The 24,079-nt window shown below is 65.8% G+C and carries 21 protein-coding genes and 1 tRNA gene; 10 read left to right on the plus strand and 12 right to left on the minus strand.

The genetic code is table 11. From position 1 onward, the window contains the following. Positions 1 to 103 precede the first annotated feature (103 nt). The 3 genes from CKY51_RS16960 to rimK all read right to left on the minus strand — a co-directional run bounded on the left by CKY51_RS16960 (position 104) and on the right by rimK (position 3,656). Complete coding sequence (locus CKY51_RS16960; protein ID WP_022970980.1) at positions 104 to 1,438, minus strand: sensor histidine kinase; 1,335 nt, start codon at positions 1,436 to 1,438, stop codon at positions 104 to 106. Then, positions 1,431 to 2,108 (minus strand): response regulator transcription factor, encoded by a 678-nt coding sequence (locus CKY51_RS16965; protein WP_003490678.1) that lies wholly within the window; start codon positions 2,106 to 2,108, stop codon positions 1,431 to 1,433. The genes CKY51_RS16960 and CKY51_RS16965 overlap by 8 nt, the downstream gene beginning before the upstream one ends. Positions 2,109 to 2,768: 660 nt before the next feature. Then, positions 2,769 to 3,656: a 30S ribosomal protein S6--L-glutamate ligase gene (gene rimK / locus CKY51_RS16970; protein ID WP_022970979.1), complete on the minus strand. Its 888-nt coding sequence runs from the start codon at positions 3,654 to 3,656 to the stop codon at positions 2,769 to 2,771. Between the two features lie 457 nt (positions 3,657 to 4,113). Between rimK and glgX the strand changes: the two genes are divergently transcribed. Beyond that, the gene (gene glgX / locus CKY51_RS16975; protein ID WP_152249538.1) at positions 4,114 to 6,246 is read left to right on the plus strand and encodes a glycogen debranching protein GlgX; all 2,133 of its coding nucleotides are present in this window, start codon (positions 4,114 to 4,116) and stop codon (positions 6,244 to 6,246) included. 86 nt (positions 6,247 to 6,332) lie between these two features. Here glgX and CKY51_RS16980 read toward each other — a convergent pair whose 3' ends face one another. The 5 genes from CKY51_RS16980 to CKY51_RS17000 form a co-directional block, all read right to left on the minus strand. Beyond that, positions 6,333 to 6,722, minus strand: coding sequence for an H-NS histone family protein (locus CKY51_RS16980; RefSeq protein ID WP_152249539.1), 390 nt, complete (start codon positions 6,720 to 6,722; stop codon positions 6,333 to 6,335). A gap of 82 nt (positions 6,723 to 6,804) precedes the next feature. Further along, entirely contained in the window at positions 6,805 to 7,197 is a 393-nt protein-coding gene (locus CKY51_RS16985) for a hypothetical protein (protein ID WP_022970975.1), read from the minus strand. Positions 7,198 to 7,338: 141 nt separating this feature from the next. Continuing rightward, a complete protein-coding gene (locus CKY51_RS16990) occupies positions 7,339 to 7,893 on the minus strand; it encodes a hypothetical protein (RefSeq protein WP_152249540.1) in 555 nt (184 codons plus the stop codon). Between the two features lie 386 nt (positions 7,894 to 8,279). Continuing rightward, positions 8,280 to 8,353, minus strand: a tRNA-Gly gene (locus tag CKY51_RS16995). Between the two features lie 95 nt (positions 8,354 to 8,448). Beyond that, positions 8,449 to 10,242, minus strand: a complete 1,794-nt coding sequence (locus CKY51_RS17000; RefSeq protein WP_022970972.1) for an autotransporter domain-containing esterase — start codon at positions 10,240 to 10,242, stop codon at positions 8,449 to 8,451. Positions 10,243 to 10,428: 186 nt separating this feature from the next. Between CKY51_RS17000 and thiS the strand changes: the two genes are divergently transcribed. The 4 genes from thiS (at position 10,429) to CKY51_RS17020 (ending at position 14,289) form a co-directional block, all read left to right on the plus strand. Next, positions 10,429 to 10,629 carry a sulfur carrier protein ThiS gene (thiS, locus tag CKY51_RS17005; RefSeq protein ID WP_022970973.1) on the plus strand — a complete coding sequence of 67 codons (201 nt, stop codon included), beginning with the start codon at positions 10,429 to 10,431 and terminating at the stop codon, positions 10,627 to 10,629. Positions 10,630 to 10,677: 48 nt separating this feature from the next. Continuing rightward, positions 10,678 to 11,472 carry a thiazole synthase gene (locus tag CKY51_RS17010; RefSeq protein WP_031338575.1) on the plus strand — a complete coding sequence of 265 codons (795 nt, stop codon included), beginning with the start codon at positions 10,678 to 10,680 and terminating at the stop codon, positions 11,470 to 11,472. Between the two features lie 120 nt (positions 11,473 to 11,592). After that, positions 11,593 to 12,351 carry a tRNA (guanosine(46)-N7)-methyltransferase TrmB gene (gene trmB, locus CKY51_RS17015; protein WP_022970971.1) on the plus strand — a complete coding sequence of 253 codons (759 nt, stop codon included), beginning with the start codon at positions 11,593 to 11,595 and terminating at the stop codon, positions 12,349 to 12,351. 75 nt (positions 12,352 to 12,426) lie between these two features. After that, on the plus strand, positions 12,427 to 14,289 hold the full coding sequence (locus tag CKY51_RS17020; protein ID WP_022970970.1) for an SLC13 family permease: 1,863 nt from the start codon (positions 12,427 to 12,429) through the stop codon (positions 14,287 to 14,289). A gap of 64 nt (positions 14,290 to 14,353) precedes the next feature. On the opposite strand, the gene CKY51_RS17025 is transcribed toward CKY51_RS17020, so the two are convergent. Next, complete coding sequence (locus tag CKY51_RS17025; RefSeq protein WP_052172130.1) at positions 14,354 to 14,698, minus strand: Rieske (2Fe-2S) protein; 345 nt, start codon at positions 14,696 to 14,698, stop codon at positions 14,354 to 14,356. Between the two features lie 450 nt (positions 14,699 to 15,148). Here CKY51_RS17025 and CKY51_RS17030 point away from each other — a divergent pair, with 450 nt between their 5' ends. The 5 genes from CKY51_RS17030 to CKY51_RS17050 all read left to right on the plus strand — a co-directional run bounded on the left by CKY51_RS17030 (position 15,149) and on the right by CKY51_RS17050 (position 19,348). Next, positions 15,149 to 15,424: a hypothetical protein gene (locus CKY51_RS17030; protein WP_022970968.1), complete on the plus strand. Its 276-nt coding sequence runs from the start codon at positions 15,149 to 15,151 to the stop codon at positions 15,422 to 15,424. Between the two features lie 86 nt (positions 15,425 to 15,510). Then, complete coding sequence (locus CKY51_RS17035; RefSeq protein WP_022970967.1) at positions 15,511 to 16,224, plus strand: fumarylacetoacetate hydrolase family protein; 714 nt, start codon at positions 15,511 to 15,513, stop codon at positions 16,222 to 16,224. 61 nt (positions 16,225 to 16,285) lie between these two features. Continuing rightward, a complete protein-coding gene (mscL, locus tag CKY51_RS17040) occupies positions 16,286 to 16,717 on the plus strand; it encodes a large-conductance mechanosensitive channel protein MscL (RefSeq protein WP_152249541.1) in 432 nt (143 codons plus the stop codon). Between the two features lie 107 nt (positions 16,718 to 16,824). Beyond that, complete coding sequence (locus CKY51_RS17045) at positions 16,825 to 18,243, plus strand: M20/M25/M40 family metallo-hydrolase (RefSeq protein ID WP_022970964.1); 1,419 nt, start codon at positions 16,825 to 16,827, stop codon at positions 18,241 to 18,243. Between the two features lie 52 nt (positions 18,244 to 18,295). Next, complete coding sequence (locus CKY51_RS17050) at positions 18,296 to 19,348, plus strand: LacI family DNA-binding transcriptional regulator (RefSeq protein ID WP_022970963.1); 1,053 nt, start codon at positions 18,296 to 18,298, stop codon at positions 19,346 to 19,348. Positions 19,349 to 19,482: 134 nt separating this feature from the next. On the opposite strand, the gene CKY51_RS17055 is transcribed toward CKY51_RS17050, so the two are convergent. From CKY51_RS17055 to CKY51_RS17060, 3 genes are all read right to left on the minus strand, one after another. Further along, the gene (locus CKY51_RS17055) at positions 19,483 to 20,523 is read right to left on the minus strand and encodes a cytochrome P450 (RefSeq protein WP_022970962.1); all 1,041 of its coding nucleotides are present in this window, start codon (positions 20,521 to 20,523) and stop codon (positions 19,483 to 19,485) included. An 85-nt stretch (positions 20,524 to 20,608) separates the two neighbouring features. Continuing rightward, entirely contained in the window at positions 20,609 to 20,689 is an 81-nt protein-coding gene (locus CKY51_RS22990) for a tryptorubin family RiPP precursor (protein WP_425479849.1), read from the minus strand. A 357-nt stretch (positions 20,690 to 21,046) separates the two neighbouring features. After that, on the minus strand, positions 21,047 to 23,983 hold the full coding sequence (locus CKY51_RS17060; RefSeq protein ID WP_152249542.1) for a TonB-dependent receptor: 2,937 nt from the start codon (positions 23,981 to 23,983) through the stop codon (positions 21,047 to 21,049). Positions 23,984 to 24,079 lie beyond the last annotated feature (96 nt).

Below are 24,079 nucleotides of genomic sequence, written 5' to 3' on the forward strand. Positions count from 1 at the left end.
TTGACGGGGGAGCTTACGGTGAAAATCTGCTATCAATCGCAGAGAAATATTGCCGGCAAGGCCCTCGCGCCCGGGGGCGCTCCTACGGGAGTGCGGGTAGTGGTTAGCGATGGAAGGCCAATGTTGCGATGACGCCGCGCTCCTGGCCTGGCCGCACGCTGACGCGCCAGCCGTATAGATCGCATAGGCGACTGACGATGGACAGGCCGATGCCGCCGCCTTGCGAATGGCCGGCGTGGGTGCCGCGGTAGCCGCGCTGGAACAGTTTGGCAGCGTCCTCTTCGCTCAGGCCGGGGCCGGAGTCGATGACTTCCACGGCATCGTCGAGCACGCGCACGCGGACCTGGCCGTCCTGGGTGTACTTGACCGCATTGCCGATCAGGTTGCCCAGTGCGACCGAGAGCGCCGCTTCCGGTGCGTCGATCACCAGGTCGCGACCGCCTTCCAGCAGCAGCTCCAGCAACTTGCCGCCGAGTTGGGCGCGGTGGGAGTCGATCAGTTGTTCGGCGACCTTGGCGACGTTGCTGCTGCCCTGCCCGCGCTCGTTGCGCGAGAGCAGCAGCAGCGAGCCGATCAGGTCGCTGCACTGCTGTTCGGCGCGCTGGATGCGCTGCAGCCGCTGCACCACCTTGTCGTCGAGGTTGGGACGGGTGAGCAGCAGTTCGGTGGCGCCGCGGATCACCGCCAGTGGGGTGCGCAGTTCGTGACTGACGTCGGCATTGAATTCGCGATCGCGCTGCACCACTTCGGTCAGCCGCGCCGAGTAGTCGTCCAAGGCCTCGGCCAGCTGGCCGACCTCGTCGTCGGGGAAGTGCGCGGCCAGCGGTTTGGGCTCGCTGGTGCCGCCGCGGTAGGCGCGCAGGCGCGCGGCCAGGTCGGATACCGGGCGCATGACCTTGGAGGCGGACCACCAGCCGATCACCAGCGACAAGCCGCTGAACACCAGCACCGACAGCACCAGGGTGCGCTTGAGCTGGATCTCGCCCTTGAGCGTCTGGGTCATGTCGTAGGCGAGGAAGAACCATTCGCTGGGCGTCTTGCGCACGGCCAGTTTGTAGGCGTAGTCGTTGCCGCTTTCGTCCACGCCGGTAATGGTGTGGATGCCTTCGGGCAGCTGGTACCACTCCGGTTGTTCGCGCCGCAGCGCTTCGAACTTGTCGCTTTTGACCACGCGCCCGCGCATTTGCTGCACCGGCAAATCCGGGCTGTGCAGCGGGTCGGAGTAATAGCGCTGGGCGAAGGCGTCGATGTTGCGGTTCATGACGTCTTCGACCAGCTGGTTTTCCACGCGCGCACGCGCCCAGTTGGTGGCGAAGGCGAACAGCGTGGTCAGGCAAAAGCCCAACAGCAGGAACGACAGGATGATGCGGCTTCGCAGGCGCCGCCGGTAGCGGCCGCGCCGACGGGCGGGCCGCGCACCATGGTGGCTTTCAGGCATCGGGCGAGGCGATGCGGTAGCCGATGCCGTGGCGGGTCTGGATCATCGGGACATCGAAGGGCTTGTCGACCACTGCGCGCAGGCCGTGGATATGCACGCGCAGGGAATCCGAATCGGGCAGCTCTTCGCCCCAGACGCGCGTTTCCAGCTCCTGGCGAGTGACCACCGCGGGCGAGGCTTCCATCAGCGCCTGCAGGATCTTCAGCGCGGTGGGGTTGAGCTGCAGGAGTTTGCCGCGGCGACGCACTTCCAGCGTATCCAGGTTGTACTCCAGGTCGCCGGTTTCCAGCACGCGGGTGTGCACGCCCTTACCGCGGCGCGACAGCGCATTGAGCCGGACTTCCACTTCCTGCAGCGCGAACGGCTTGATCAGGTAGTCGTCGGCCCCGGAATCGAAGCCGGCCAGCTTGTTGTCCAGCGAATCGCGCGCGGTCAGCATCAGTACCGGGGTCTGCTTGCGCGCCTCGTTGCGCAGCTTGCGGCAGACCTCGATGCCGTCCATGCCGGGCAGGTTGAGGTCGAGCACGATGGCATCGAACTCATGGACCACGGCCAGGTGCAGGCCGGTGACGCCATCGGCGGCAAAGTCCACGGTGTGGCCACGGTCTTCCAGATAGTCGCCGAGATTGGCGGCGATATCGCTATTGTCTTCGATTACTAGAATGCGCACTGGAACCTCGTTGGTGGGGTCGTCCCTGGCCGCCTCCGGACATCGCCGGCGCCGCCAGGTTACTTGTTGTCAGGTGGGGAACGCTCTTCGGCACGGTCCTGATCTGCATCCGCGACCGAGGCCCGAGCCAGCCCGCTGACCCCGGTATCGGCTGCCCGGTGCAAATCCGCTCGATGCCGGCATGGTCGACGTGCGCTCATTGAACAGTGCGACCATGGAACCGTGCGTGAGTTCCGCTAACGCCATTGCGGGCGGCGTTGGTGTGGCCGGCGACCTACCGATGCATGCGGCATCCAGGCGGGCGTTCCGCCACGTCCGGCGCGCATTGCGCGGGGCACAGGGCGCTCCCACGGTCGCCAGGCGAACGCCGGCATCGCGGCCGTCATGCGACAGCACGCCCTGGCCGGCGATCCTCGCCCGCATCCAGGACCTCCGCCACATCCGCCCCGCTGCCGTCATCGTGCTTGCCGCCGTTCCATCGCCGAAGTCCAGGGAATGTAGACGCGAACCCTACGGGGCGGCAAGCCGCCATAAAAAGGCCCAGGTGCCGCCAAGCACCTGGGCCGAAGTTCATCCCGATCACCGTCACTGCCGAGAGCGGAGCTACGGTCGAGAGAGGCTAACGAGGCTAGGATTAGAGTTTCGTTAAATTTTCGGTAATCAAACTGTAGATCGCCGGACCGCCTGCTCCAGGTGCTGGACGATGGTGCCGGCCACATCCACGCCGCAGACGCCCTCGACGCCCTCCAGGCCGGGGGTCGAGTTCACTTCCAGCACCAGCGGGCCACGGGCCGAGCGGATCAGGTCCACGCCGGCGACCGCCAGACCCAGCGCGCGCGCCGAACGCACCGCCACCTCCTGCTCCTGCGCGGTGGCCTCGGCCACGGCGGCACTGCCGCCCAGGTGCAGGTTGGAACGGAAGTCGCCTTCGGCTGCCTGCCGCCGCATCGCGGCCACCACGCGGTCGCCGACCACGAAGCAGCGCAGGTCCGCGCCCTCGGCTTCGGCAATGAATTCCTGCACGATGAAGTTGGCGTACAGGCCACGCAGCGCCTCGACCACGCCGCGCGAGGCGCTGGCTTTCTCGGTCAGGATCACGCCGGCGCCCTGCGCGCCCTCGTTCAACTTCACCACATGCGGCGGCGGGCCGAGCATCGACAGCAGGTCCTGGGTGTCGTCCGGGTTGTCGCCGAACACCGTCACCGGCATGTCGATGCCCTGCGCGGCGAGCAACTGATGCGCACGTAATTTGTCGCGCGAGCGCAGGATGGCGTCGGAGGGGTTGGGGGTATAGGTCCCCATGAACTCCAGTTGGCGCAGCACCGCAGTGCCATAGCGGGTGACCGAGGCGCCGATGCGCGGGATGACCGCATCGAAGCCGGTGATCGGCTTGCCCTTGTAGTGCAGGCTGAAACCGTCGGCGGCGATGCGCATGTAGCACCGCAACGGATCGAGGATGCGCACGACATGGCCGCGGGCCCGAGCCGCCTCGATCAGCCGTCGACTGGAATACAACTTGCTGTTGCGCGACAGGATCGCGATTTTCATCGCAGCGGGCGGACGGCGCGGCCTGGACATGGGCGAACACTGAGGAAGGAAAAAATGCGGCCAGCCAGTCTTCCTGCGCCGAGCATCGCGGCGGACCAACCGCCACCTGTCGATCCAGGCAACTGACCGCCCGGCCAGAAGACAGCAGAGGCAGCACGTCGAACACCTGCTCGATCCGCGCACAGTGCAACCTCGCCCGGCGCGATGCTAACAGGCGGCTTGCGCGTGGCTCAAGCACGCGGCGTCCGCACAGGCAGCAGTGACCGAATGCGCGACATTCGTTGCAGGTCCGTCTGTAGACATCCGCCAGCAGCGGTCGGTTAGCCCCCAATGGCACCTCACCGTACGCACCTGGTTCCTCACGCCGAGGCACTGCCGCCGTGACGTGTCGTGCACAAGCGCAACCGCGATGCTTCAGGCCCCTGCCCCGCCGGCATGCCGGCATTCGAGAACTCCGATGCGACGTCCTTCCAGCCCGGCCTATGCCATCCCCTCCCGCATCCGCCAGGGGCGTCCGTTTCCGCGCGGCGCTGTCTTCGACGGCCAGGGCACCAACTTCGCGTTGTTCTCCGCGCATGCCACGCGGGTGGAACTGTGTCTGTTCGACGAACAGGGCAATGAAACCCGTGTGGATCTGCCCGAATACACCAACGAGATCTGGCACGGCTACCTGCCCGACGTCAAACCGGGCCAACGCTATGGATACCGCGTCCATGGCCCGTACGAACCTACCGAAGGCCATCGCTTCAATCATCACAAGCTGCTGCTGGACCCCTATGCGCGCGAGCTCGACGGCGATCTCATCTGGGCCGACGAGCTGTACGGTTATACGGTGGGCCACCCGGATGGCGACCTCAGTTTCGACGAGCGCGACAGTGCGCCCTTCATGCCCAAGTGCGTGGTGGTCGAAGACACCTACGACTGGGGCGACGATGCGCGCCTGCTGAAGCCCTGGAGCGAGACGGTGGTGTACGAGACCCATGTGCGCGGCTACACCATGCGCCATCCGCAGGTGCCCGAGGCGCTGCGGGGTACATTCGCCGGCCTGGCGCAGCCGCAGGTGCTGCAATACATCAAGGACCTAGGCATCACCGCGGTCGAGCTGTTGCCCGTGCATGCCTACCTGGACGACCAACACTTGCTCGACAAGGGGCTGCGCAACTACTGGGGCTACAACACCATCGGCTTCTTCGCGTTGAAGTCGCGCTATCTCTCCAGCGGTCACCGCGACGAATTCCGCGACATGGTCAAGGCCATGCACAAGCAAGGCCTGGAGGTGATTCTGGATGTGGTTTACAACCACACCGCCGAGGGCAGCGAGCTGGGGCCGACGCTGTCGTTCCGTGGCATCGACAACGCCAGCTACTACCGCCTGGCCGAGGACAAGCGGTACTACATCAACGATACCGGCACCGGTAATACGCTCAACCTGAGCAATTCGCGGGTGATCCAGTTCGTCAACGATTCGCTGCGCTACTGGGCCGGCGAAATGCATGTGGACGGTTTCCGCTTCGACCTGGCCACCATCCTCGGCCGCGAGCCCAGCGGCTTCGATCAGCGCGGCGGTTTCCTGGATGCCTGTAACCAGGATCCGCTGCTGTCGGAGGTCAAGCTGATCGCCGAACCCTGGGACTGCGGCCCGGGCGGTTACCAAGTGGGTCATTTCCCACCGGGCTGGTCGGAATGGAACGACAAGTTCCGTGACAACGCCCGCACGTTCTGGAAAGGCGAAGACGGCAAGCTGGCCGAATTCGCCACCCGCTTCACCGGGTCGGCCGATCTGTTCGATCGCCGGGGGCGCCGCCCCTGGGCGTCGGTCAACTTCATCACTGCGCACGATGGCTTCACCCTGCGCGATCTGGTGAGCTACAACGAAAAACACAACATGGCCAATGGCGAGGACAACCGCGACGGTTCCTCCAACGATGGTTCGTGCAACTACGGCGCCGAAGGCGACACCGACGATGCCGATATCCTGCAGCTGCGCGAGCGGCAGATGAAGAACCTGCTGGCGACCTTGTTGCTGGCGCAAGGCACGCCGATGCTGCTCAGCGGCGACGAGCGCGCACAGAGCCAGGGCGGCAACAACAACACGTATTGCCAGGACAACGAGATCACCTGGCTGGACTGGGACAACGACCCCACCGAGGGACGGCTGACCGACTTCGTCAAGGCACTGACCGCGCTACGCAAGCGCTATCCCATCCTCTCGCGCGGCCGCTTCCTCAACGGCCAGTACAACGAGGAGGCCGGCCTGCGCGACCTGACCTGGCTCAATCCGGCTGGCATCGAGATGGACGACGCGCATTGGACCGACGGCGGTGCACGCTCGGTCGGCCTGCTGCTGGAAGGCAAGGCGCAGACCTCAGGCGTCAAGGAACTGGCCAACGACGCGACGTTGCTCATCGTCATCAACGCCTACCACGAAGGCGTCACCTTCACCCTGCCCAATTCGGACGAGCCGCTGCACTGGAAGCTGGTGCTCTCCACCGATGAAGCGCTGGAGGTCGATTCGATGCCGGCCGGCGCCAGCGACTTCCTGGCCCCGCCGCGCAGCATCACCGTGTTCGAGTGCCAGGGCGACCGCTAGTGGCTGACGGCGGCGGCTCGGCACCAGGCCGGGCCGCCGGGCGGCTCACGGCGACGAACCAAGGCGCAGGGCACGCGCTCGCACACTCAGCCCGGATAGAGCGGAAACCGCTTGTCCGGGTGCTTGGCCTTCCACTCCTTGTAGGAGCTGGTGCCCTCCCAGGCCTTGAAGGCGCGTGGGGTACGGCCGCGGCCGGTCCAGGTTTCGCCGGAATGCGGCAACCAGTACTTCGGTGCGACCTCGCCGGTGGACGTCAGCGCCCCCTTGGTCTTGCCGGTGGTCGCCAGCGCAACGATCTGCGCCTTCTGCTTGGCATTGAAGCGATTGCCGAACTGGCTCAGGACCTCGATGACCTGGTCGAAGGCCTCCAGGGTCTGGGCGTATTTCAGCTGGGCCTCTTCTTGTTCGATCCGACGCAGCTCTTCCAGCAGCTGGGCCTTGTGTGCAGCGGAAGAATCGGACGAAGCCTGGCGCATTGGCGAAGAATCTGACGTGGGCACTTGGCCGCCAAGTATTGCCGTTGCGGGTTCCAGCGTAAAGCGTGACGGCGCCCGGTGGTCAGGGAGTCAGCAAGGCCTGCTCGCGGGCCATGGTCAACACCGGGCCGATGCGCCCGAGCCGGATCAGCTCGCTGCAACGGCGGCCGACGAACTCCACTCGTGGCGTCACGAACCACTGCCTCACCCGCTCCACCTCGCCGGCGTTGATCGCCCAGGCATGGCACACGGTCTCGCCCAATTCTTCCACGCCCACCAGGCCGAGCTGCTGGATCTGCTCCTGATCCAGCCCGAACAGCGACAGCAATGCGTCCGGATCCTGCAACGAACCGCAGTGCGCATGCGCGCCGTCGGGCGCACGCGGGCGCGCGGTAACGGCGGCAGCACGTGCAAATTCTGCACGCCGCATGCCCTTGAGCAGCGCGGTCAGCAGCTGGGCTTTGGTGATCTTCATGACACTGGCTCGATGAGTGAATCCACTATCGCCGGCACGCACGCCTGACTCAATCAGGAGGTTCCTGACGGGGCGCAGGACACCGACGCACTGCAACGCCGCCGTCGCGGCTGACAAGCGACGCCAATGGGGCCCTCATCGTCAGCGCAGCCCCGTCTGCGGCGGCAGCGCTTGCGCAATCGCATCGAGCGCCCGTTCCTGCGAGACACGCTCGGCCGCGCTCAAGAATCCCTGGGTGCGCACCGCCTGTAGGACCTGCCGGTCGACCGCATGCAACTGCCGGCGCAGGCCGGCTGCCACGCGTCGACTGACCGCGCCCTGGTCACGCGCAGCCACCAGGCGCCGTTCCAGCACCGCGATGCGGTCGGCGAACGCCTGTTGCTGCACACGATCCACTTGCCAATGATCGCCGACCGGATGCACTTCCAGGCCGCTGCCGCGGATCGTTTGCAAGAACAGCTGCTCGCTGCTCAGCTGCCCCTCGACCGCGCCAACACGGCGCCCGGCGAGCAACGCGGGCTCCACCTCGACGAAGCACCCGGTGATATGCGCCACCTGCTGCAGGCGCTCATCCAATCGCTGGGCCGGCAAAGCCACCGCAAACGGCCCCTGCTGACACACCGCCATCGCCGGGGGCGCCAGCAGCGCCGCCATGCTCGCCACCCCGCAGACCAAACCTCGAATAGAAACGGACATGGGCGTGCTCGTCGATGCATGGATCTCCATGCAACGCCAACGCTAGAGGGTGCAGCCCGAACGTAGCCCGACTTGCCGACATTGCAGGTCGCAAGAGGCGAACCACCGCTTCGTACAGGCGTACTTCGCTTCGATTCAAGAGTGTACTCAAGCGCAAACCACGAGCGCCCCAAAAAAAGCAGAGCCGATTGCGTAGCGATACTGCTTGCCTCGCATCGCAGAGCACAGGTCGATGTCACCACCCAGCAGCATGCAGTGGAGCAAGAGCTTGAAATCGGACGTGGCTCAGTACGCAGGCAAACCAGATGCTGTGGGAGCAATCGACAATTGCGGAGCGGCCACGGACATTGCGGAGCGAACAGAATCGCTGAAAGCATTGCGGCAGATGGAGCGGGCGATGGGAATCGAACCCACGTCAGTAGCTTGGGAAGCTACAGCTCTACCATTGAGCTACGCCCGCGTGGCGTGGGCAGAGTGTATGCGCGCACGGGCGCTGGACGCAACGAGGGCCGGTTGCCCGGCCCTCGTGGTTTGCATGACGACGCTGGCGGCCGCTTAGAAGGCGCCGCTGAAGTTCACGAACAGCGTGGCATCGCGAGCGCTGCGCTGCGCGGTGGTGGTGCTCAGGCCGAAGTTGCTCTGCAGGCCCCACAGGCCGGTCCGCGCACCCAGCACGACGGTGGCGTAATTGCGGTCGAAGTTCTGGCCGGGAACGGTGTACATGCCCACGTCCGGCATCGACTGCAACCAGGCGCTGGCCTCGGTGCCGTCCTTGAACTCATGGTCGTAGGTCGCCTGCAGATACGGCTTGACCGCCGCGCCATCCAGATGCATCTGGAAACCGATGCGGCCGACCAGCGAATCCAGATCCTGGTTGGCATAGCCCAGTGCGGTGGACAGCTCGTTGGCCTCGCTGCGCTCGGTGTAACCGTCCAGCTTGATCTTCTGCCAGGTCAGCCCGACCACCGGGCCGTACTTGAAGCTGCCTTCGCCCAGGCTGTAGCCGGCATTGAGCGCGGCGGTCAGGTTGCTGCCGTCCGGCGAACCGCTGTGGGTCCGGGTCGCAGGCCCCAGCTGGACCTTGCGGTCCACGTCGTAGCCCAGCCAGCTGTAGCTGACTTGCGCGTTGACCCAAACCGGACCGGTGTACCAGCCGAAGAAGCCGCCCAGGGTGGTATCCCTCTCCTTGAAACTGCCATTGCGGTTGCCGAAGTCGGCGTCCATGCGGCCGAAGCCGGCAAAGCCGCCGAACACCAGGTCGCCCGCGGCCCAGTCGACACCGAACAGGCCGGCCGGCGCGGTGCCGTCGTACAGATCGGCGTGGTCGTAGCGCTGCATGTCGCCACGCACGCTACCCCACCAGCGCGCGCCATCGGCGTCCGGCTTGCCGTCCAGATGCCAGGCAACCTGGTCGGCACGCGAGCGGCCGCCGGCCTGTGCGGACCGGGTCAGCACCTGCTGCAGGCGCGGCGCTTCCAGCAGCGAAATTGCGTACTCGCCCAGGATCTGGTGCACGGCCGTGGTCGGGTGAATGCTGTCGGCGAACACGTAGCTGTTCTGCGCATTGGCGGCGACCAGGCTGGTCGGGTTGCAGGCCGGCAGCGGCACGGCCGGGTTGCAGGCGGTGCTGGCGACGTTGCTGAAACCATAGGTGCCCGGAGTGGCGACGATTTCCTGCAGCATGTGGAAGGTGTCGACCGGGATTACCTTCAGGCCGGCCGAACGCAGGCCGCCGAACAGTGCGGTGTTATAAGCCGTCGCCGCTGCCGTGCCCTGTGCCATGCCGGTCGCACCGCCCGCACGGAAGCGCGGAGTCAGGCCGACATCGGGAATGGTCGGGACCATCACATAGCGGGCGCCAGCGGACTGCAGTGCCGCCACGGTGCCGACCTGCGCGGTGACGGCGCTGCCGATGATGGCCTGCGCCTGCGCAGGCACGGTGGCTGCGGCCAACAGATCGTTGGCGCCGCCCCACACGGTGTAGAGCGCATTCGGGTCGGCACGGCCGCCGTTGGCGCTGAGGTAGCTATTGACCTGGGCGGCGACCGACGGCGCAGCGCCCAGCTGACTGACCGAGCTGGCCTGGATGCGGGCACCGCCGGCGGCGTAGTTGTCGCCGACCTGGCCATTGCCGTTGGGCGCGGCGTTGGTACCGAAGTGGTCGGCCACGTACTCGGCCCACACCCAGCCCGGATTGGTGGTGAACTTGCCGGTCACCGCGCGCGAGGCGGCGGGCAGCAGGGGGTTGTAGTAGCCGCTGTCGGTGAGGCTGTCACCGAAGAACACGGTGCGGTCGAAGGTCGACTCGGCCATGGCCGGGACGGCCGCGATGGCGATGGCCACGGCCATCAGGGAACGGATCGGGCGAAGGGATGTAGCCATGGAATACCTGCTCAAATAGAGAATGAATCCGGACCGGCAGCGCACACGTACGCCGGCGAATGGCAATGGTTTCACGCCATGCCGCCCCCGTTCACGCTGCATCGCCGCATATACAAACGCGCGCCGGGCGGCGCGCGATGCCACAATAATCGCATGAACATTCGACTTAACGGCACCCAGTGCACGATTCCGGACGCTTTTTCGCTCGCCGCCTTGCTGGCGCAGGAAGGGCTGACAGAGCGCCGCGTGGCGGTCGAGGTCAATGGCGAAATCGTGTCGCGTGGCCGGCATGCGGACCATCTGCTGCGCGAGGGCGATGTGGTGGAGATCGTGCATGCGCTGGGAGGCGGATGAGCCGCACCCCGTACGGCGCAGCCACGCGCGATCGGTGATAATCGCCCGATGACGACTTCCGCCCCCGACGACGCGCTGGTCATTGCCGGCACCCCCTATCGCTCCCGCTTGCTGACCGGCACCGGCAAGTTCAAGGACCTGCAGGAAACCCGCCTGGCCACCGACGCCGCCGCTGCGCAGATCGTCACTGTGGCGATCCGCCGGGTGAATATCGGCCAGAACCCGGACGAGCCCAGCCTGCTCGACGTCCTGCCGCCGGACCGCTACACCCTGCTGCCCAATACCGCCGGCTGCTACACCGCCGAAGACGCCGTGCGCACCTGCCGCCTGGCGCGTGAGCTGCTGGACGGCCACCAACTGACCAAGCTGGAAGTGCTGGGCGACCAGAAGACCTTGTATCCGGATGTGGTGCAGACCCTCAAGGCCGCCGAGCAATTGGTGGCCGATGGCTTCCACGTCATGGTCTATACCTCCGACGACCCCATCCTGGCCAAGCGGCTGGAAGACATCGGCTGCGTGGCGGTGATGCCGCTGGCAGCACCGATCGGCTCCGGACTGGGTATCCAGAACAAGTACAACCTGCTGGAAATCATCGAGAACGCCAAGGTGCCGATCATCGTCGATGCCGGCGTGGGCACTGCCTCGGATGCGGCGATCGCGATGGAGCTGGGCTGCGACGGCGTCCTGATGAATACCGCCATCGCCGGCGCACGCGATCCCATCCTGATGGCCAGCGCGATGCGCAAGGCGATCGAGGCCGGGCGCGAGGCGTTCCTGGCCGGACGCATCCCGCGCAAGCGCTATGCCTCGGCCTCCAGTCCGGTCGATGGCGTGATCGGATGACCGTCGGCCGTTCGCATCCTGCCGCCGCGATCGCCGCTGCGGCGCGCATCCCGTCGCCACCGGCGTCCACGCGCTCCAGCCGCGCGTGCGGCCGTCCCACGCGTGACCGCATTCGCTGATATGACCGATCCTTTCAACAGCAGCGGCGCCAAGGCACCGCCCAAGCCCTTCACCGTCGAGGAAGGCCGCCGCCAGGTACGTAGCTTCGTGCTGCGGCAAGGCCGCTTTACGCCGGCCCAGCAGCGTGCCTTCGATGCGCTGTGGCCGCGCTTCGGTCTGGACTACACCGGCGCCCCGCGCGATTTCGATGCGGTCTTCGGCAGGAACGCGCCCAAGGTGCTGGAGATCGGCTTCGGCAACGGCGCAGCACTGCGCTTTGCCGCCCAGCACGATCCCAGCCGCGATTACATCGGCATCGAGGTGCACGCACCGGGCGTCGGCCGCTTGCTCAATGCACTGGACGAGGACGGCAGCAGCCACGTCCGCCTGTATCACCACGATGCGGTGGAAGTGCTGGAACGCGAGATCGCCGACGGCGTGCTCGATGAGGTCCGTATCTACTTCCCCGATCCCTGGCACAAGAAGCGCCACAACAAGCGTCGCTTGATACAGCCGGCCTTCGCCGACCTGCTGGTGCGCAAGCTGCGCCCCGGCGGGCGCCTGCATGCGGCCACCGACTGGGCCGACTATGCCGAGCAGATGTGGGACGTGCTCGATGCCACGGTCGGCCTGGTCAATCGCGCCGGTCCGCGCGGCCACGTCGAACGCCCGGCCTGGCGACCGCAGACCCACTTCGAAACACGCGGCCAGAAACTCGGCCACGGCGTGTGGGATCTGCTCTACGACCGCGCGCCCGGAGTGGGGATTCGGGAGACGTAACCGCGCTCTCCCGCACACTCGACGCCGCAGCCGCCCAACGCCCTCCCACTCCCGACTCACGAACCCCGGCCCACAATGGACACCGCGCTGACGCTGACCAACGACATGAAGCTCGTGCTCGGGCTGGTCGGCTTCACGATGGCGATGTTCCTGTTCGAGCGCATTCGCGCCGACGTGGTCGCCTTGATCGTGCTGGTGGTGCTGGGCGTGACCGGCCTGGTCGCACCGGAGGAGCTGTTCGGCGGCTTCTCCGGTAACGCGGTGATCAGCATCATCGCCACCACCATCCTCGGCGCCGGCCTGGAACGTACCGGCGCCTTGAACCGGCTGGCCAGCTGGCTGCTGCGGCGCTCGCATGGCAGCGAGCAGCGATTGATGATGATGACGCTGGGCATCTCCGGCTTGAATTCGTCGTTCATGCAGAACCCGTCGGTGATGGCACTGTATCTGCCGGTCGCCTCGCGGCTGGCCGCACGCACCGGCCTGACCCTGCAACGCATGCTGCTGCCGATCGCCGCGGCGATCGTGATGGGCGGCGCGCTGACCATGGTCGGTAACTCGCCGTTGATCCTGCTCAACGACTTGCTGGTGTCGGCCAACAACAACCTGCCGTCGGGCATGGCCAGCATCGAACCGTTGACCATGTTCGCGCCCTTGCCGATCGGCGTGGCGCTGTTGGTCGCCGCCCTGCTCTATTTCCGCCTCTACGGCGACCGCAAGCTGATCGAGGAAGAGCGCCTGATCAATGAGGGCGTCACCCCCGCACGCACGGAGAGTTACTTCGCCAAGACCTATGGCATCGACGGCGACGTGTTCGAACTCACCGTCACCGCCGAAAGCCCGCTGGTCGGCATGACCCTGGGCGAGGCCGAGGCATTGCACGATGCGCCGCTGCTGCTGGCCCTGAAGACCGGCAACGACACGCGCCTGGCGCCGCCGGCAGACATGCGCATCTGGGTCGGCAGCGTGCTCGGCGCGATGGGCGCGCGCCAGGACGTGGCCGACTTCGCGCAGAACCATTTCCTGCGCATGTCCTCGCGGCTACGCAACCTCGGCGACTTGTTCAACCCCAGCCTGGCCGGCATTTCCGAGGCGGTGATCCCGCCCAACTCGCGCTTGATCGGCAAGAACGCAGCCGAACTGCGGCTGCGCAAGCAGGCCGGCATCAGTCTGCTGGCGATCAACCGCGACAAGCAGGTGATCCGCGAGGATGTGCGCAACGTGCCGCTGCGTGCCGGCGACATGCTGGTGTTCCATAGCATCTGGCAGGATCTGGTGCAGGCCGCCGAAAGCCGCGACTTCGTGCCGGTGACCGACTTTCCGAAGGGCGAACAGCGCCCGCACAAGTTCAAGGTCGCCATGGCGATCTTCGCTTTCACCATCCTGATCGCGCTGACCTCCAAACTGCCGGTCGCGCTGACCTTGATGACCGGCGTGGCCTGCATGCTGGTGACCGGCGTGCTGCGCATGGACGAGGCCTATGCCTCGATCAACTGGAAAACCATCTTCATGATGGCCGGGCTGATCCCGCTGGGCTGGGCGATGGACAGCAGCGGCACCGCCGCCTGGGTCGCGGGCCACACCATCGATCGCCTGCCCACTGGCATGCCCGTGTGGGCGCTGGAGATCAGTCTGGCACTGTTGACCACCGCGTTCTCGCTGGTGATCAGCCATGTCGGCGCCACCATCGTGATGGTGCCGATCGCGGTCAACCTGGCCTTGGCGGCCAATGGCAATCCCACGGCGTTTGCGCTGATCGTTGCGTTGTCGGCCTCCAACAATCTGATGACCGTCTCCAACCCGGTCATCTCGATGGTGGCCGGCCCAGCCAACTATCAGCCGCGCGAGCTATGGCGTGTCGGCGGCCCGTTGTCGCTGATCTACATCGTGGTGATGGTGGCGGTGATCAATCTGATGTTCTGGTGGTCCGGGCGCTAGACCGCGTCACCGCCAAGGATGACGAACGCCGCTGCCACGCCACCGCGCCCGAGCACGGCAACGGTTAGCCGATCAGTACCTGCTCGCCATCGAGTCGCACCGGAACCGCCAGCAGCGCCTGCCCACGACAAGGCCCGCCCACGCACTGCCCTTGCTCCAGCTCGAACGACGCGCCATGCGCCGCACATACCAGGTGCCCCTCCTGTGTCTGCAGGAACTGACCCGGCGCCCAGTCCAGCCGCCGGCCGGCGTGCGGACAGACATTCAACCAGGCGCGCAGCTGCGTGCCCTGGCGATGCAGCACCATCGACTCGGTCTCGCCTCGCCACGGCACTTCCACTTCGAACAGCCCCCCATCGGGGATCTGCGACAGCAAGACGGCAGGCATGGGCGAGGCGGCAGAGGACATGCATTGAAGTAAAGAGAAGACACCGGATTGTGGCACGCGGCGAACTGCCTGCGGCGGTGTGCGACCGCGTCGTGCACCCTGCCCAGGCGGCCAGCACCCCGTGTCTCCACGCGCCGCACGACGCTTCGCACTCAGCGCGACGTACATATCATGCGCCCGATGGGTCACGGCAGTGGTCGCGCGCATGGACGCTGGTGAGGTGCCGAACATGCACGCGCGACCACCGGTTTCGATCATTACTCGGCACCGCAGCAGTCGCGGCCGCAGTCGCGCGTCCCCCTTTTCCCGATCCACCATGCTGCGATCGCGGTTCGGCCCGTTTTCACCACAGGCGCGATGCCTGAAAGGTGATGCGCTTAACAAATCGATGCGATTTTTAACGAACTTTTCACTCAATGACATGAAACCGCAACGATACTGCGCCCTTGTTTCCTCCGGCAGCCCATCGCCATGCCCGCACGCATTTTCCAATCCGCTCATCTCCATCATCTGTTTGCGCCGCGCAAGCCGCGCCATCCGCTGGTGCGCGTAGCCGTTGGCGTGCTCGGCCTGGCCATCCTGGCCGTGCTGATCTTCTTCAGCGTGTTCGTGGGCGCCGCCATGATCCTCGGCGGCATCGCCTGGAAGCTGCTCAGCCGCCCCAATCGCCGCAGCCCGCAGCAGGCGCGTGTGGTCGAGGGCGAATACCACGTGGTCCGCAAGCCGGCACTGCCGTTGTCGCACTGAGCGAACACGCTTCCCGACCGAGCCTGGTTCCGTCCATAACGGCCAAGCCGCTAGACTGACGCGCTCCGTTCCTCAAGGATGCGTGCATGTCCCACGATGTGATCCCCGCCGCGGCCATCCCCCGTATTCCCGTCGTTGGTGGCGGCAGTTTCCCGGTGCACCGCATCTATTGCGTCGGCCGCAACTTCGCCGACCATGCGCGCGAAATGGGCGCCAGCGCGCCAGCCTCCAAGGACGAGCGCGGGCAGCCCACCTTCTTCATGAAACCCGCCGACGCCATCGTGGTCGGACACGGCGATGCCATTCCCTACCCGCCCGGCACGCGCGAACTGCACCACGAGGTGGAGTTGGTGGTGGCGCTGGGTCGCGATGCGCCCGCCGGCATCGTGCCGGTGGATCAAGCCGACGCGCTGATCTATGGCTATGGCGTGGGCCTGGACCTGACCCGGCGCGACCTGCAGGCCGCAGCCAAGGCCAAGGGGCTGCCCTGGGATATCGCCAAGGGCTTCGATCATTCGGCGCCGATCAGCGAGCTGGTGCATGCCGGCGAGGTCGGCGCGCTGGACGCACTGAACCTGTCGCTGGAAGTCAACGGCGAGGTCCGTCAGCAATCGTTGCTGGACCAGATGATCTGGAACGTTGCGGACATCGTGCATGAGCTCTCCAAGCTCTACGCATTGCGTGCAGGCGACCTGATCTTCATGGGCACGCCTGCGGGTGTTGGCCCGTTGCTGCCGGGCGACCGTTTCAGCGCACGGCTGGAAAACGTTGCAGAACGCCACGGCGTCATCGCCGGCTGACGCCATCCCGGCTAGCATCACGACCGCGGCAGTCGGTCCGCGACCGCATCAGGAGAGCGACATGGGAATGATCAGCGAGTTCAAGCAATTCGCGATGCGCGGCAATGTCATCGACCTGGCGGTCGGTGTGGTCATCGGCGCAGCGTTCGGCAAGATCGTCACCGCGCTGGTGGAAAAGATCATCATGCCGCCGATCGGCTGGGCCATCGGCAATGTGGATTTCTCGCGCCTGGCGTGGGTGCTCAAACCGGCCGGGGTCGATGCCGCCGGCAAGGAAGTGCCCGCGGTCGTGATCGGCTATGGCGACTTCATCAATACGGTCGTGCAATTCGTGATCATCGCCTTCGCCATCTTCCTGGTGGTCAAGCTGATCAATCGGCTGAGCAATCGCAAGCCGGACGCGCCGAAGGGCCCCAGCGAGGAAGTGCTGTTGCTGCGCGAGATTCGCGATGCGCTCAAGAACGACACGTCCCGCGGACCGACCACGCCGTAAGCCGACCGCGCAGCGCTCATGCGTTGCGCGGCGGGGGTGACTTTTCGCACGCCGACACAGGACTGCGCACTGCTAAGCTCCTAGCTCCCTTGTTGGAGCCGCCCTGCATGCGACGTCTTGCCGCCGCCCTCTCCGTTCTGCTGGCCAGCACACCGGTACTGGCCGCTCAGACCACCATTCCCGACAGTGCCATGCAGACCGCCGCGCAACTGCGCGAGCAGGCCTTGGCCGACAGCACCGGTTTTGCCGTGGTCGAGTCGCTGAGTACCGAGATCGGCCCGCGTATCGCCGGCGGCGAAGCCGACGCACGCGCCGTGGCCTGGGCCAAGGCCAAGTTCCAGGCCTTGGGATTCGACAAGGTGTGGACCGAGCCGGTGAGCTTTCCCAAATGGGAGCGCCGGAGCGAACAGGCCGCCGTGCTCGGCGCGCATGCTCAGCCGCTGCATATCACCGCGTTGGGCGGCAGCCCTGGCGGCACAGTCGAGGCCGAGGTAGTGCGCTTCGCCGATCTGGCAGCGTTGCAGGCAGCACCGGCCGGCGCGCTGGCCGGCAAGATCGCCTTCGTCGACTACCAGATGGTCAAGGCCCGCGATGGCAAGGACTACGGCAATGGCGGCGCGGTCCGCAGCAAGGGACCGTCCGAAGCGATCCGCAAGGGCGCGGTCGGTTTCGTGATGCGCTCGGCCGGCACCGATTCGCACCGCGTGCCGCATACCGGCATCACCCGCTTCGACGACGGTCTGACCCCGGTGCCGGCGGCAGCCCTGTCGGTGCCCGATGCCAATCAACTGGCCCGCCTGATCGCCTTGGGCAATACGCGCATCCGCCTGTCGCTGGATTGTGGCTGGGACGGCACCGCCACCTCCTACAACGTGATCGGCGAGATCACCGGCCGCAGCAAACCCAAGGAAGTGGTGGTGATCGGTGGGCACCTGGATTCGTGGGATCTGGGCACCGGCGCGATCGACGATGGCGCCGGCGTTGCGATCACCATGGCCGCCGGACACCTGATCGGCCAGCTGAGGCAAGCACCCAAGCGCAGCATTCGCGTGGTCGCGTTCGCCAACGAAGAACAGGGCCTGTATGGCGGCAAGGCCTACGCCAGCGCGCACGGCAAGGATGCCAAGGACATGGCAGCGCACCAGATCGGCGCCGAGAGTGATTTCGGTGCAGGCCGCATCTACGCCTTCAACACCGGCTCGGCGGCGCCGGAAGCATCGCGCGCGGCCACTGCGCGCATCGCCGAAGCGCTGGCACCACTGGGCATCGCCTACGAACCGAGCAAGGGCGGACCGGGCCCAGACATCGGTCCGATCGCGGCACGTGGTGCAGCCTGGGCCTGGCTGGGGCAGGATGGGACCGACTACTTCGATCTGCACCACACTGCCGACGACACCCTCGACAAGATCGATCCCAAGGCCTTGGCGCAGAACGTCGCCGCGTATGCGGTCTTCGCGTATCTAGCTGCTGAAGCCGATGGCGATTTTGGCAGTCGTGCCAAGACCGTGCTGCCACCGAGCGAGTAAGCTCAGGCGCATCGATCGCGCTTGCGTTTCACTTCCAGGACGGGCAGACACGATGGCAGCAAAGCGGCAACGCAGTGCGAATACCGCGGCAACCCTGCTGGACGTCGCCAAGCATGCGGGGGTGTCGCCAATGACCGCCTCGCGTGTGATCAATCGTCATCCGCATGTCGGCCAGGACATGCGGGCGCGGGTGGAAGCCTCGGTGCAGGTGCTGGGCTACCGCCCCAATCTGGCTGGTCGCTCGCTGCGCACGCATGGCGTGCTGCGCATCGGCGTGCTCTACAGCAATCCCAGCGCGGCCTATCTCAATCAATTCATGCTGGGCTTGCTCGAGCAGAGCGGCCTCAATGGCAGCCAGGTCCTGGTGGAGAAGTGCGGTGCCATCCGCAGCCAACGCGCCGCCACCGAGCGGCTGCTGGCCGCGGGGGTGGACGGCGTGATCGTGCCGCCACCGCTGTGCGATTCGCGCGCGACCATCGAAGCGCTCGACGCGCGCGGCATTCCCGTCGTCGCCGTCGCCAGCGGCGCGCCGATGACACAGATCAGCTCGGTGCGCATCGACGACTACCAAGGCGCACGCGCCATCGTCGATTACCTGATCGCTCTGGGCCATCGCCGCATCGGCTTGATCAAGGGCGATCCCAAGCACACACCGAGTGCGCTGCGCGCCAAGGGCTATTTCGACAGCCTGCAGGCCGCAGGCTTGAGCACGCCATCGCAGCTGGTCGCCGAGGGACTGTTCACTTATCGCTCCGGCCTGTTGGCTGCGCGCGGGTTGCTGACGCAGCCGCAACCGCCGAGTGCGGTGTTCTGCAGCAACGACGACATGGCCGCCGCGACGGTGGCGGTGGCGCATGGGTTGGGACTGCGCGTCCCCGAAGACATCTCGGTCGCCGGCTTCGACGACACCCCGGTGGCCACCACCATCTGGCCGGAGCTGACCACCATCCATCAACCGGTCACGGCAATGGGACGTGCGGCGGTCTCGTTGCTGGCTGATGCGATTCGGCAACGCCGCCGCGGCGAAACCCCACAGGGCGTCCATCAGGTCATGAAGTACACCTTGGTCAAGCGCGGGTCCACCGCGCAGCCAGCGCAGCCTTAAGCGCATGGCGGCGGGATGCGCCATCCACGGCACGGATGCGGCAGACCGACGCGGCACCACGCGCGGCGCACTGTACCGACCCATAGCAACAAGCCGTACGCGTGAGGACGCCGACACGCACTGCGCACTGCGCGCTAGAGGCGGACCACGTTGACCTCGGCCACGCCAAGCAGGCCGGCCAACGGAACCTGTGCATGCCGCTGGCGCGGATCGACGGCCAGGCCGCGCTGACGCAACGCATCCAGCAGGCGCTCGGCCAATGGCATCACCATGTGCCGCCCCCAGCATCGCTCCGAGGCGTGACCGAACGGCAAGTAGCCGGCATGCGCGTCCGGATCGAGGCTCTCCCAACGTTGCGGGCGGAATTCGGCCGGGTCCTCCCACAGCGCCGGGTCACGGTGACTCAACAGCGGCAACACCAGCACATCGTCGTGATGGCCGATCCGCGCATCCAGCGGTGGAAACTCTGGCGAGGCATTGCGCAGGATGTTCCAGGACGGCGGCAACAACCGCAGGGATTCGTAGACGATGTTGCGACTGGACACCGCTGGGTCGAACGGCGAGCCCAGCCACAGCGCATTGGCCACCAGTGTCGACACCGTAAAGCACACCGGCGCGGCAGTGCGGCGATACAGCCCCATGGCGTAGCGGCGCGCGGTATAGCCTTGCGCGGCCACGGTGACGCGCGCCAGCGCGGAGGCATCGGGATGCAGCGTCAGCGGCGCCAAGGCCCCTGCGGCAATGACCGACCACGTGAGCTTGGGCGTCAGCTCCAGGTTGCGGCTCATCAACACGCGCAAACGCGCTGGATCTCCGCCAAGCAGCAGGTCGCGCAGATACAGGTGCCCCACCTGCGGCCACGGTCCGGTCAAATCCACGCGGTCGGGCATCGGCTGTTGCAAGGCCTCACGGACGTCGCGCCCGATCGCCTGCATCAGTTTCGCCGCATCGGTGCGCGGGACCGCGCGACCGTGCAAGGGCTTGAAGGTCGGACGTTCGACATCGGTGGCCGGACGCGCCGCCAACAGGCGATCGGACAGGTGTGGCCCGGCCACGCCGACGGTATCGGCATCCAGGCGGAACAGCTCCTGGCCGAGGTAATCGTTGAGCAAGGCCTGCAGACGCGGCGCGAATGCCGTCGCGCGCGTCGGGTGGGCGAGCTGGAGTGCGCTCATGCGAAGGGCTCGATGGACAACGCCCGCGCCCAACCCGACGAGTTGGAACGCGGGCGATGATGCCGCCGCACGGCGGCGACAGGACTCAGTACCAGAGGTACCAGGCGTAGGACTTCAACGGCTTCTGGGAGGACAGTAAGTGCTTGATCGAAAACAGCAGCTTCATATGCAGCTCCTCGATTGTTGGACACCATTGCGGGCGAAGTGTCGTCCGCGCTCACGAACCTACCCTGACATCAGTCATGCCACAACAAGCAAAAACGAGGCATCGCGCACGCTATCTCGCGCCGCGCGCGATGGCTACGCATTGACGCACATGGCTTCGCAGGCAAAAAAACGGCCGCATCGCTTCCCGACGATGCAGCCGAATGGGAGGGTGTCCGGCGTGACCGCCGGACAGACAACGGACGCCGGCGAGCCGGCGACGGGAAGGTCGCAGAACGACCATTTGGAGAGGGACTGACAGCTAACCACGAGCGACACGGCACGGACGGTGCGCCGTGTCGCACAACCTTGCACTGGATCAGAATCTCACGCGGACGCCAGCGTAATAACGCCGCTCGAAAATATTCTGATCGAAGTAGTGATTGCTCCATTGCGCGTAACGACGCTCGCTCTCGCCGGTCAGATTGGTGCCCTGGGCGTACAGCGTCACGTGGTCGTTGACGTCGTAGCTGATGGAGGCGTCCAGATAGCCAACGTCGTCGTTCCAGATCGCCAACTCATCGCCCCAGGCCGAGCTGTTGATCTGGCTGAAACGCTTGCTGCGCCAGTTGTAGGCCACGCGCGCCTGCAATCTGTCCTTCTGGTACCACAGCACTGCGTTGGCCTGGTGCTTGGAGTTATCGCCGATCGGCAAGGTATTGCCGTCGATATCGGTGTTGTCGGTATCGGCATCGGAGAACGTGTAGTTGATGTTGGTACCGAAACCGCTGAGCCAGCCGGGCAGGAAGTCGAAGGCCTGCTGGTAGCCGATCTCGAAGCCCTTGATGGTGCCGCCGCCGCCGTTGACGATGCGTTCGACTGGCCCGCCGGCACGCACGACGCCATCGGCATCGGGCAAGGGTTCGATGTTGGTCACCGTGGTCGGGAAAGATTTTACGTCGATCAGGAAGGCGCCTACGCTGATCAACGAGGCATCGGCGAAATACCACTCCCACGACGCGTTGTAGTTAGTTGCGCGATACGGATCCAGATCCGGATTGCCGGAGCGGCCATTGAGGAACAACACCGCATCGGCCGGCAGCGCGGGATTGCGCGGCGGCGTGCCATTGACCGCATAGAAACTGACCAGACCGCGCCCGAGATCCGGCAGATCCTGGCGCGCCACCGCCTTGTTGTAGGCAAAGCGCAGCTTCTGGGTGTCGGTGATGTCCAGCGACAGATTGGCACTGGGCAGCACGTCGGTGTACTGGCGTACCAGCCGGTTGGTGCCGATCGCCGGGCTGACCCCGTTCCATTCGACATTGCCGATATAGACGTCACCGCTGCTGAGGTATTGATCGATCAACAACTTGGTCTGCACGATGCGTGCGCCGACATTGGCCGTCCACGGCAAGCGCGTGCCGATGCCGCCTTCCAGGTTGGCCAGGAAGTACGCCGAGCTGGTCTTCTCGGTCACCTGATAGGAATCGGCCGCCTGCTGGTAGGCGACATTGCCCGGATACAGACTGTCGATATAGCGGACCGGATCCTTCATGACCTGCGGATTGATCGCCGGCAGGCCGCGGCCGCCGAGCCCGCTGACCTTGAGCGGATCGAAGTCGTTGAAGTAGGCCCAGTACCCGGGAATCGTATTGAACGGCAGCAAGCGTGCCTCGGACACGCCGCTACAGGTATCGACGATCAACGGATCCTTGTAGTAGTACAGCGAGCGGTTGGGATCGGCGCAGCCGCTGGAGACCGGCGACAGGTAACGGTAGGTATCCAGCTTGAAGTCGCGCTCGCCGTAGCGCAGGCCGAACTGGAAACCGCGCACCACGCCGTCGTCGAACTCGAACGTGCCGTCGGCACGGAACGCATCCATCTTCGCCTTGATGCGGTTGCCCTGCGCCCAGGTCGACATCAGCTGCCAGTTGTCCGGGTTGGTGACATCGGTCTGCAGGTCGACCGCTGGATACTTGCCGCGGAAATCCACCGAGGCATCCACTGTCGGCAGGCCGTTGACGTTGGCCCACTGGGTGACACCGCCGGCACGCGGGATCTGATCGCCACGGGTCACCACCGCATCGGCGCGCGCCTCGTCGTAGGTCCGCTCCGAATCCCCATGCACCCAACGGAACGAGGCACGCAGCGGGCCGCCATCGTCGAAGCGCAGTTCCAGGTTGGTATTGAGTGCATCCGAATCGCCGACGCCGGCCATCGAGTGCGCCTGAAAGCGGTTGTAGCGGAAGCGGCCGTATTCGAGCACGCCGTTGGAATCGACGATGGAACCGGGTTGCAGCTGGTTGGTCGCCCAGCCCGTGTGCAATTGCGCAGCCACCGAGGTGTCGTGATCCTCCAGCTTGGTGTAGGCCGCATCGGCCAGCAGGGTCCAGGACTCGTTGATGTTGAATTGGAAGGAGCCGTTGACGCCGGTGCGTTGGCGCTCGGTGGTGCGGTTGTCCAGCTCGGTCGCCACCCAGTTGTAGAAGTAGTCGCGCGGCAGGTTGCCCGGATCGGTATTGCTGCCGATCACGCCGTTGCCGTTGAAGTCGAAGCCGACGTCACGCTCGGTGGACTTCTGCGCACCGTTGGAATACACGCTGGGATGCTTGTTTTCCAGCGTCGCGTCCGAATACGACACCGCCAGCAGCGCGCCCCAGCGCTCGGTGCGGAAGCTGGCCAACCCCGAGTAAAGCTCGTTGAGCTTCTGCACGCGATCGCCGTACGAGCCTTCGGCCTGGCCGCTGAAGGTCCAGCCTTCCGGCAGGTCGAACGGACGTCGGGTCTTGAGCGACACCGTGCCGCTGATGCCGCCGTCCAGGTCGGCGGCGGTCGGCGACTTGATCACGTCCACGCCGCTGAACAAGGTCGGCGGAATGTCGACGAAGTCCGGCTGCGCGCGGCCGATATTGGGCTGGCCGTACTGATCACCGCCGCCGGCGCTCAGATACAACTCGCCGTTCATCGTGGTCTGCACTTGTGGCATGCCGCGGATGTTGAGCTGCGAGCCCTCGCCGGCAGAGCGCCGGATCTGCACGCCGGGCACGCGCTGCAGCGAGTCGGTGATGGTGACGTCGGGCAGCTTGCCGATGTCTTCGGCCGAGATCGAATCGATGATCTGCGGCGCAGTGCGTTTGTTCTCGATGGCCTCGGCCTGAGCGCCGCGCACGCCCTTGACCATGACCTTGTCCAGCTCGGTGACGCCGGCCGACGTGGCGGTCTCCTGCGCATGGGCACCGGCGGCGAGCAGGGTCAACGCCGCCGCCAGGCTGGCGGCCAATGGGGTACGACGGATATTCGACTGCAGCTTGTTCATGGTCCCCTCCCAGGGATGACGACAATCCACCGGTGTTGCAATGGCGCCGCGCGACGGCGGCGCCTGGATGGCTGACGCGCAACAGGCGCGTCAGTG

This window comes from Xanthomonas maliensis (assembly GCF_009192945.1).
In the GTDB taxonomy this organism is placed as follows: Bacteria; Pseudomonadota; Gammaproteobacteria; order Xanthomonadales; family Xanthomonadaceae; genus Xanthomonas; species Xanthomonas maliensis.

What these genes read in the sequence shown, in the direction of transcription:
- mscL (WP_152249541.1), top strand. Translation starts at nt 16,286, where the DNA reads ATGGGAATGATCAGCGAGTTCAAGCAATTCGCGATGCGCGGCAATGTC.
- CKY51_RS17010 (WP_031338575.1), top strand. Translation starts at nt 10,678, where the DNA reads ATGACGACTTCCGCCCCCGACGACGCGCTGGTCATTGCCGGCACCCCC.
- glgX (WP_152249538.1), top strand. Translation starts at nt 4,114, where the DNA reads ATGCGACGTCCTTCCAGCCCGGCCTATGCCATCCCCTCCCGCATCCGC.
- CKY51_RS17055 (WP_022970962.1), bottom strand. Translation starts at nt 20,523, where the DNA reads ATGAGCGCACTCCAGCTCGCCCACCCGACGCGCGCGACGGCATTCGCG.
- CKY51_RS17050 (WP_022970963.1), top strand. Translation starts at nt 18,296, where the DNA reads ATGGCAGCAAAGCGGCAACGCAGTGCGAATACCGCGGCAACCCTGCTG.
- CKY51_RS17000 (WP_022970972.1), bottom strand. Translation starts at nt 10,242, where the DNA reads ATGGCCGTGGCCATCGCCATCGCGGCCGTCCCGGCCATGGCCGAGTCG.
- CKY51_RS17030 (WP_022970968.1), top strand. Translation starts at nt 15,149, where the DNA reads ATGCCCGCACGCATTTTCCAATCCGCTCATCTCCATCATCTGTTTGCG.
- CKY51_RS16985 (WP_022970975.1), bottom strand. Translation starts at nt 7,197, where the DNA reads ATGAAGATCACCAAAGCCCAGCTGCTGACCGCGCTGCTCAAGGGCATG.
- CKY51_RS16990 (WP_152249540.1), bottom strand. Translation starts at nt 7,893, where the DNA reads ATGTCCGTTTCTATTCGAGGTTTGGTCTGCGGGGTGGCGAGCATGGCG.
- CKY51_RS17025 (WP_052172130.1), bottom strand. Translation starts at nt 14,698, where the DNA reads ATGTCCTCTGCCGCCTCGCCCATGCCTGCCGTCTTGCTGTCGCAGATC.
- rimK (WP_022970979.1), bottom strand. Translation starts at nt 3,656, where the DNA reads ATGAAAATCGCGATCCTGTCGCGCAACAGCAAGTTGTATTCCAGTCGA.
- CKY51_RS16980 (WP_152249539.1), bottom strand. Translation starts at nt 6,722, where the DNA reads ATGCGCCAGGCTTCGTCCGATTCTTCCGCTGCACACAAGGCCCAGCTG.
- CKY51_RS17020 (WP_022970970.1), top strand. Translation starts at nt 12,427, where the DNA reads ATGGACACCGCGCTGACGCTGACCAACGACATGAAGCTCGTGCTCGGG.
- CKY51_RS17045 (WP_022970964.1), top strand. Translation starts at nt 16,825, where the DNA reads ATGCGACGTCTTGCCGCCGCCCTCTCCGTTCTGCTGGCCAGCACACCG.
- trmB (WP_022970971.1), top strand. Translation starts at nt 11,593, where the DNA reads ATGACCGATCCTTTCAACAGCAGCGGCGCCAAGGCACCGCCCAAGCCC.
- CKY51_RS17060 (WP_152249542.1), bottom strand. Translation starts at nt 23,983, where the DNA reads ATGAACAAGCTGCAGTCGAATATCCGTCGTACCCCATTGGCCGCCAGC.
- CKY51_RS17035 (WP_022970967.1), top strand. Translation starts at nt 15,511, where the DNA reads ATGTCCCACGATGTGATCCCCGCCGCGGCCATCCCCCGTATTCCCGTC.
- CKY51_RS16960 (WP_022970980.1), bottom strand. Translation starts at nt 1,438, where the DNA reads ATGCCTGAAAGCCACCATGGTGCGCGGCCCGCCCGTCGGCGCGGCCGC.
- thiS (WP_022970973.1), top strand. Translation starts at nt 10,429, where the DNA reads ATGAACATTCGACTTAACGGCACCCAGTGCACGATTCCGGACGCTTTT.
- CKY51_RS22990 (WP_425479849.1), bottom strand. Translation starts at nt 20,689, where the DNA reads ATGAAGCTGCTGTTTTCGATCAAGCACTTACTGTCCTCCCAGAAGCCG.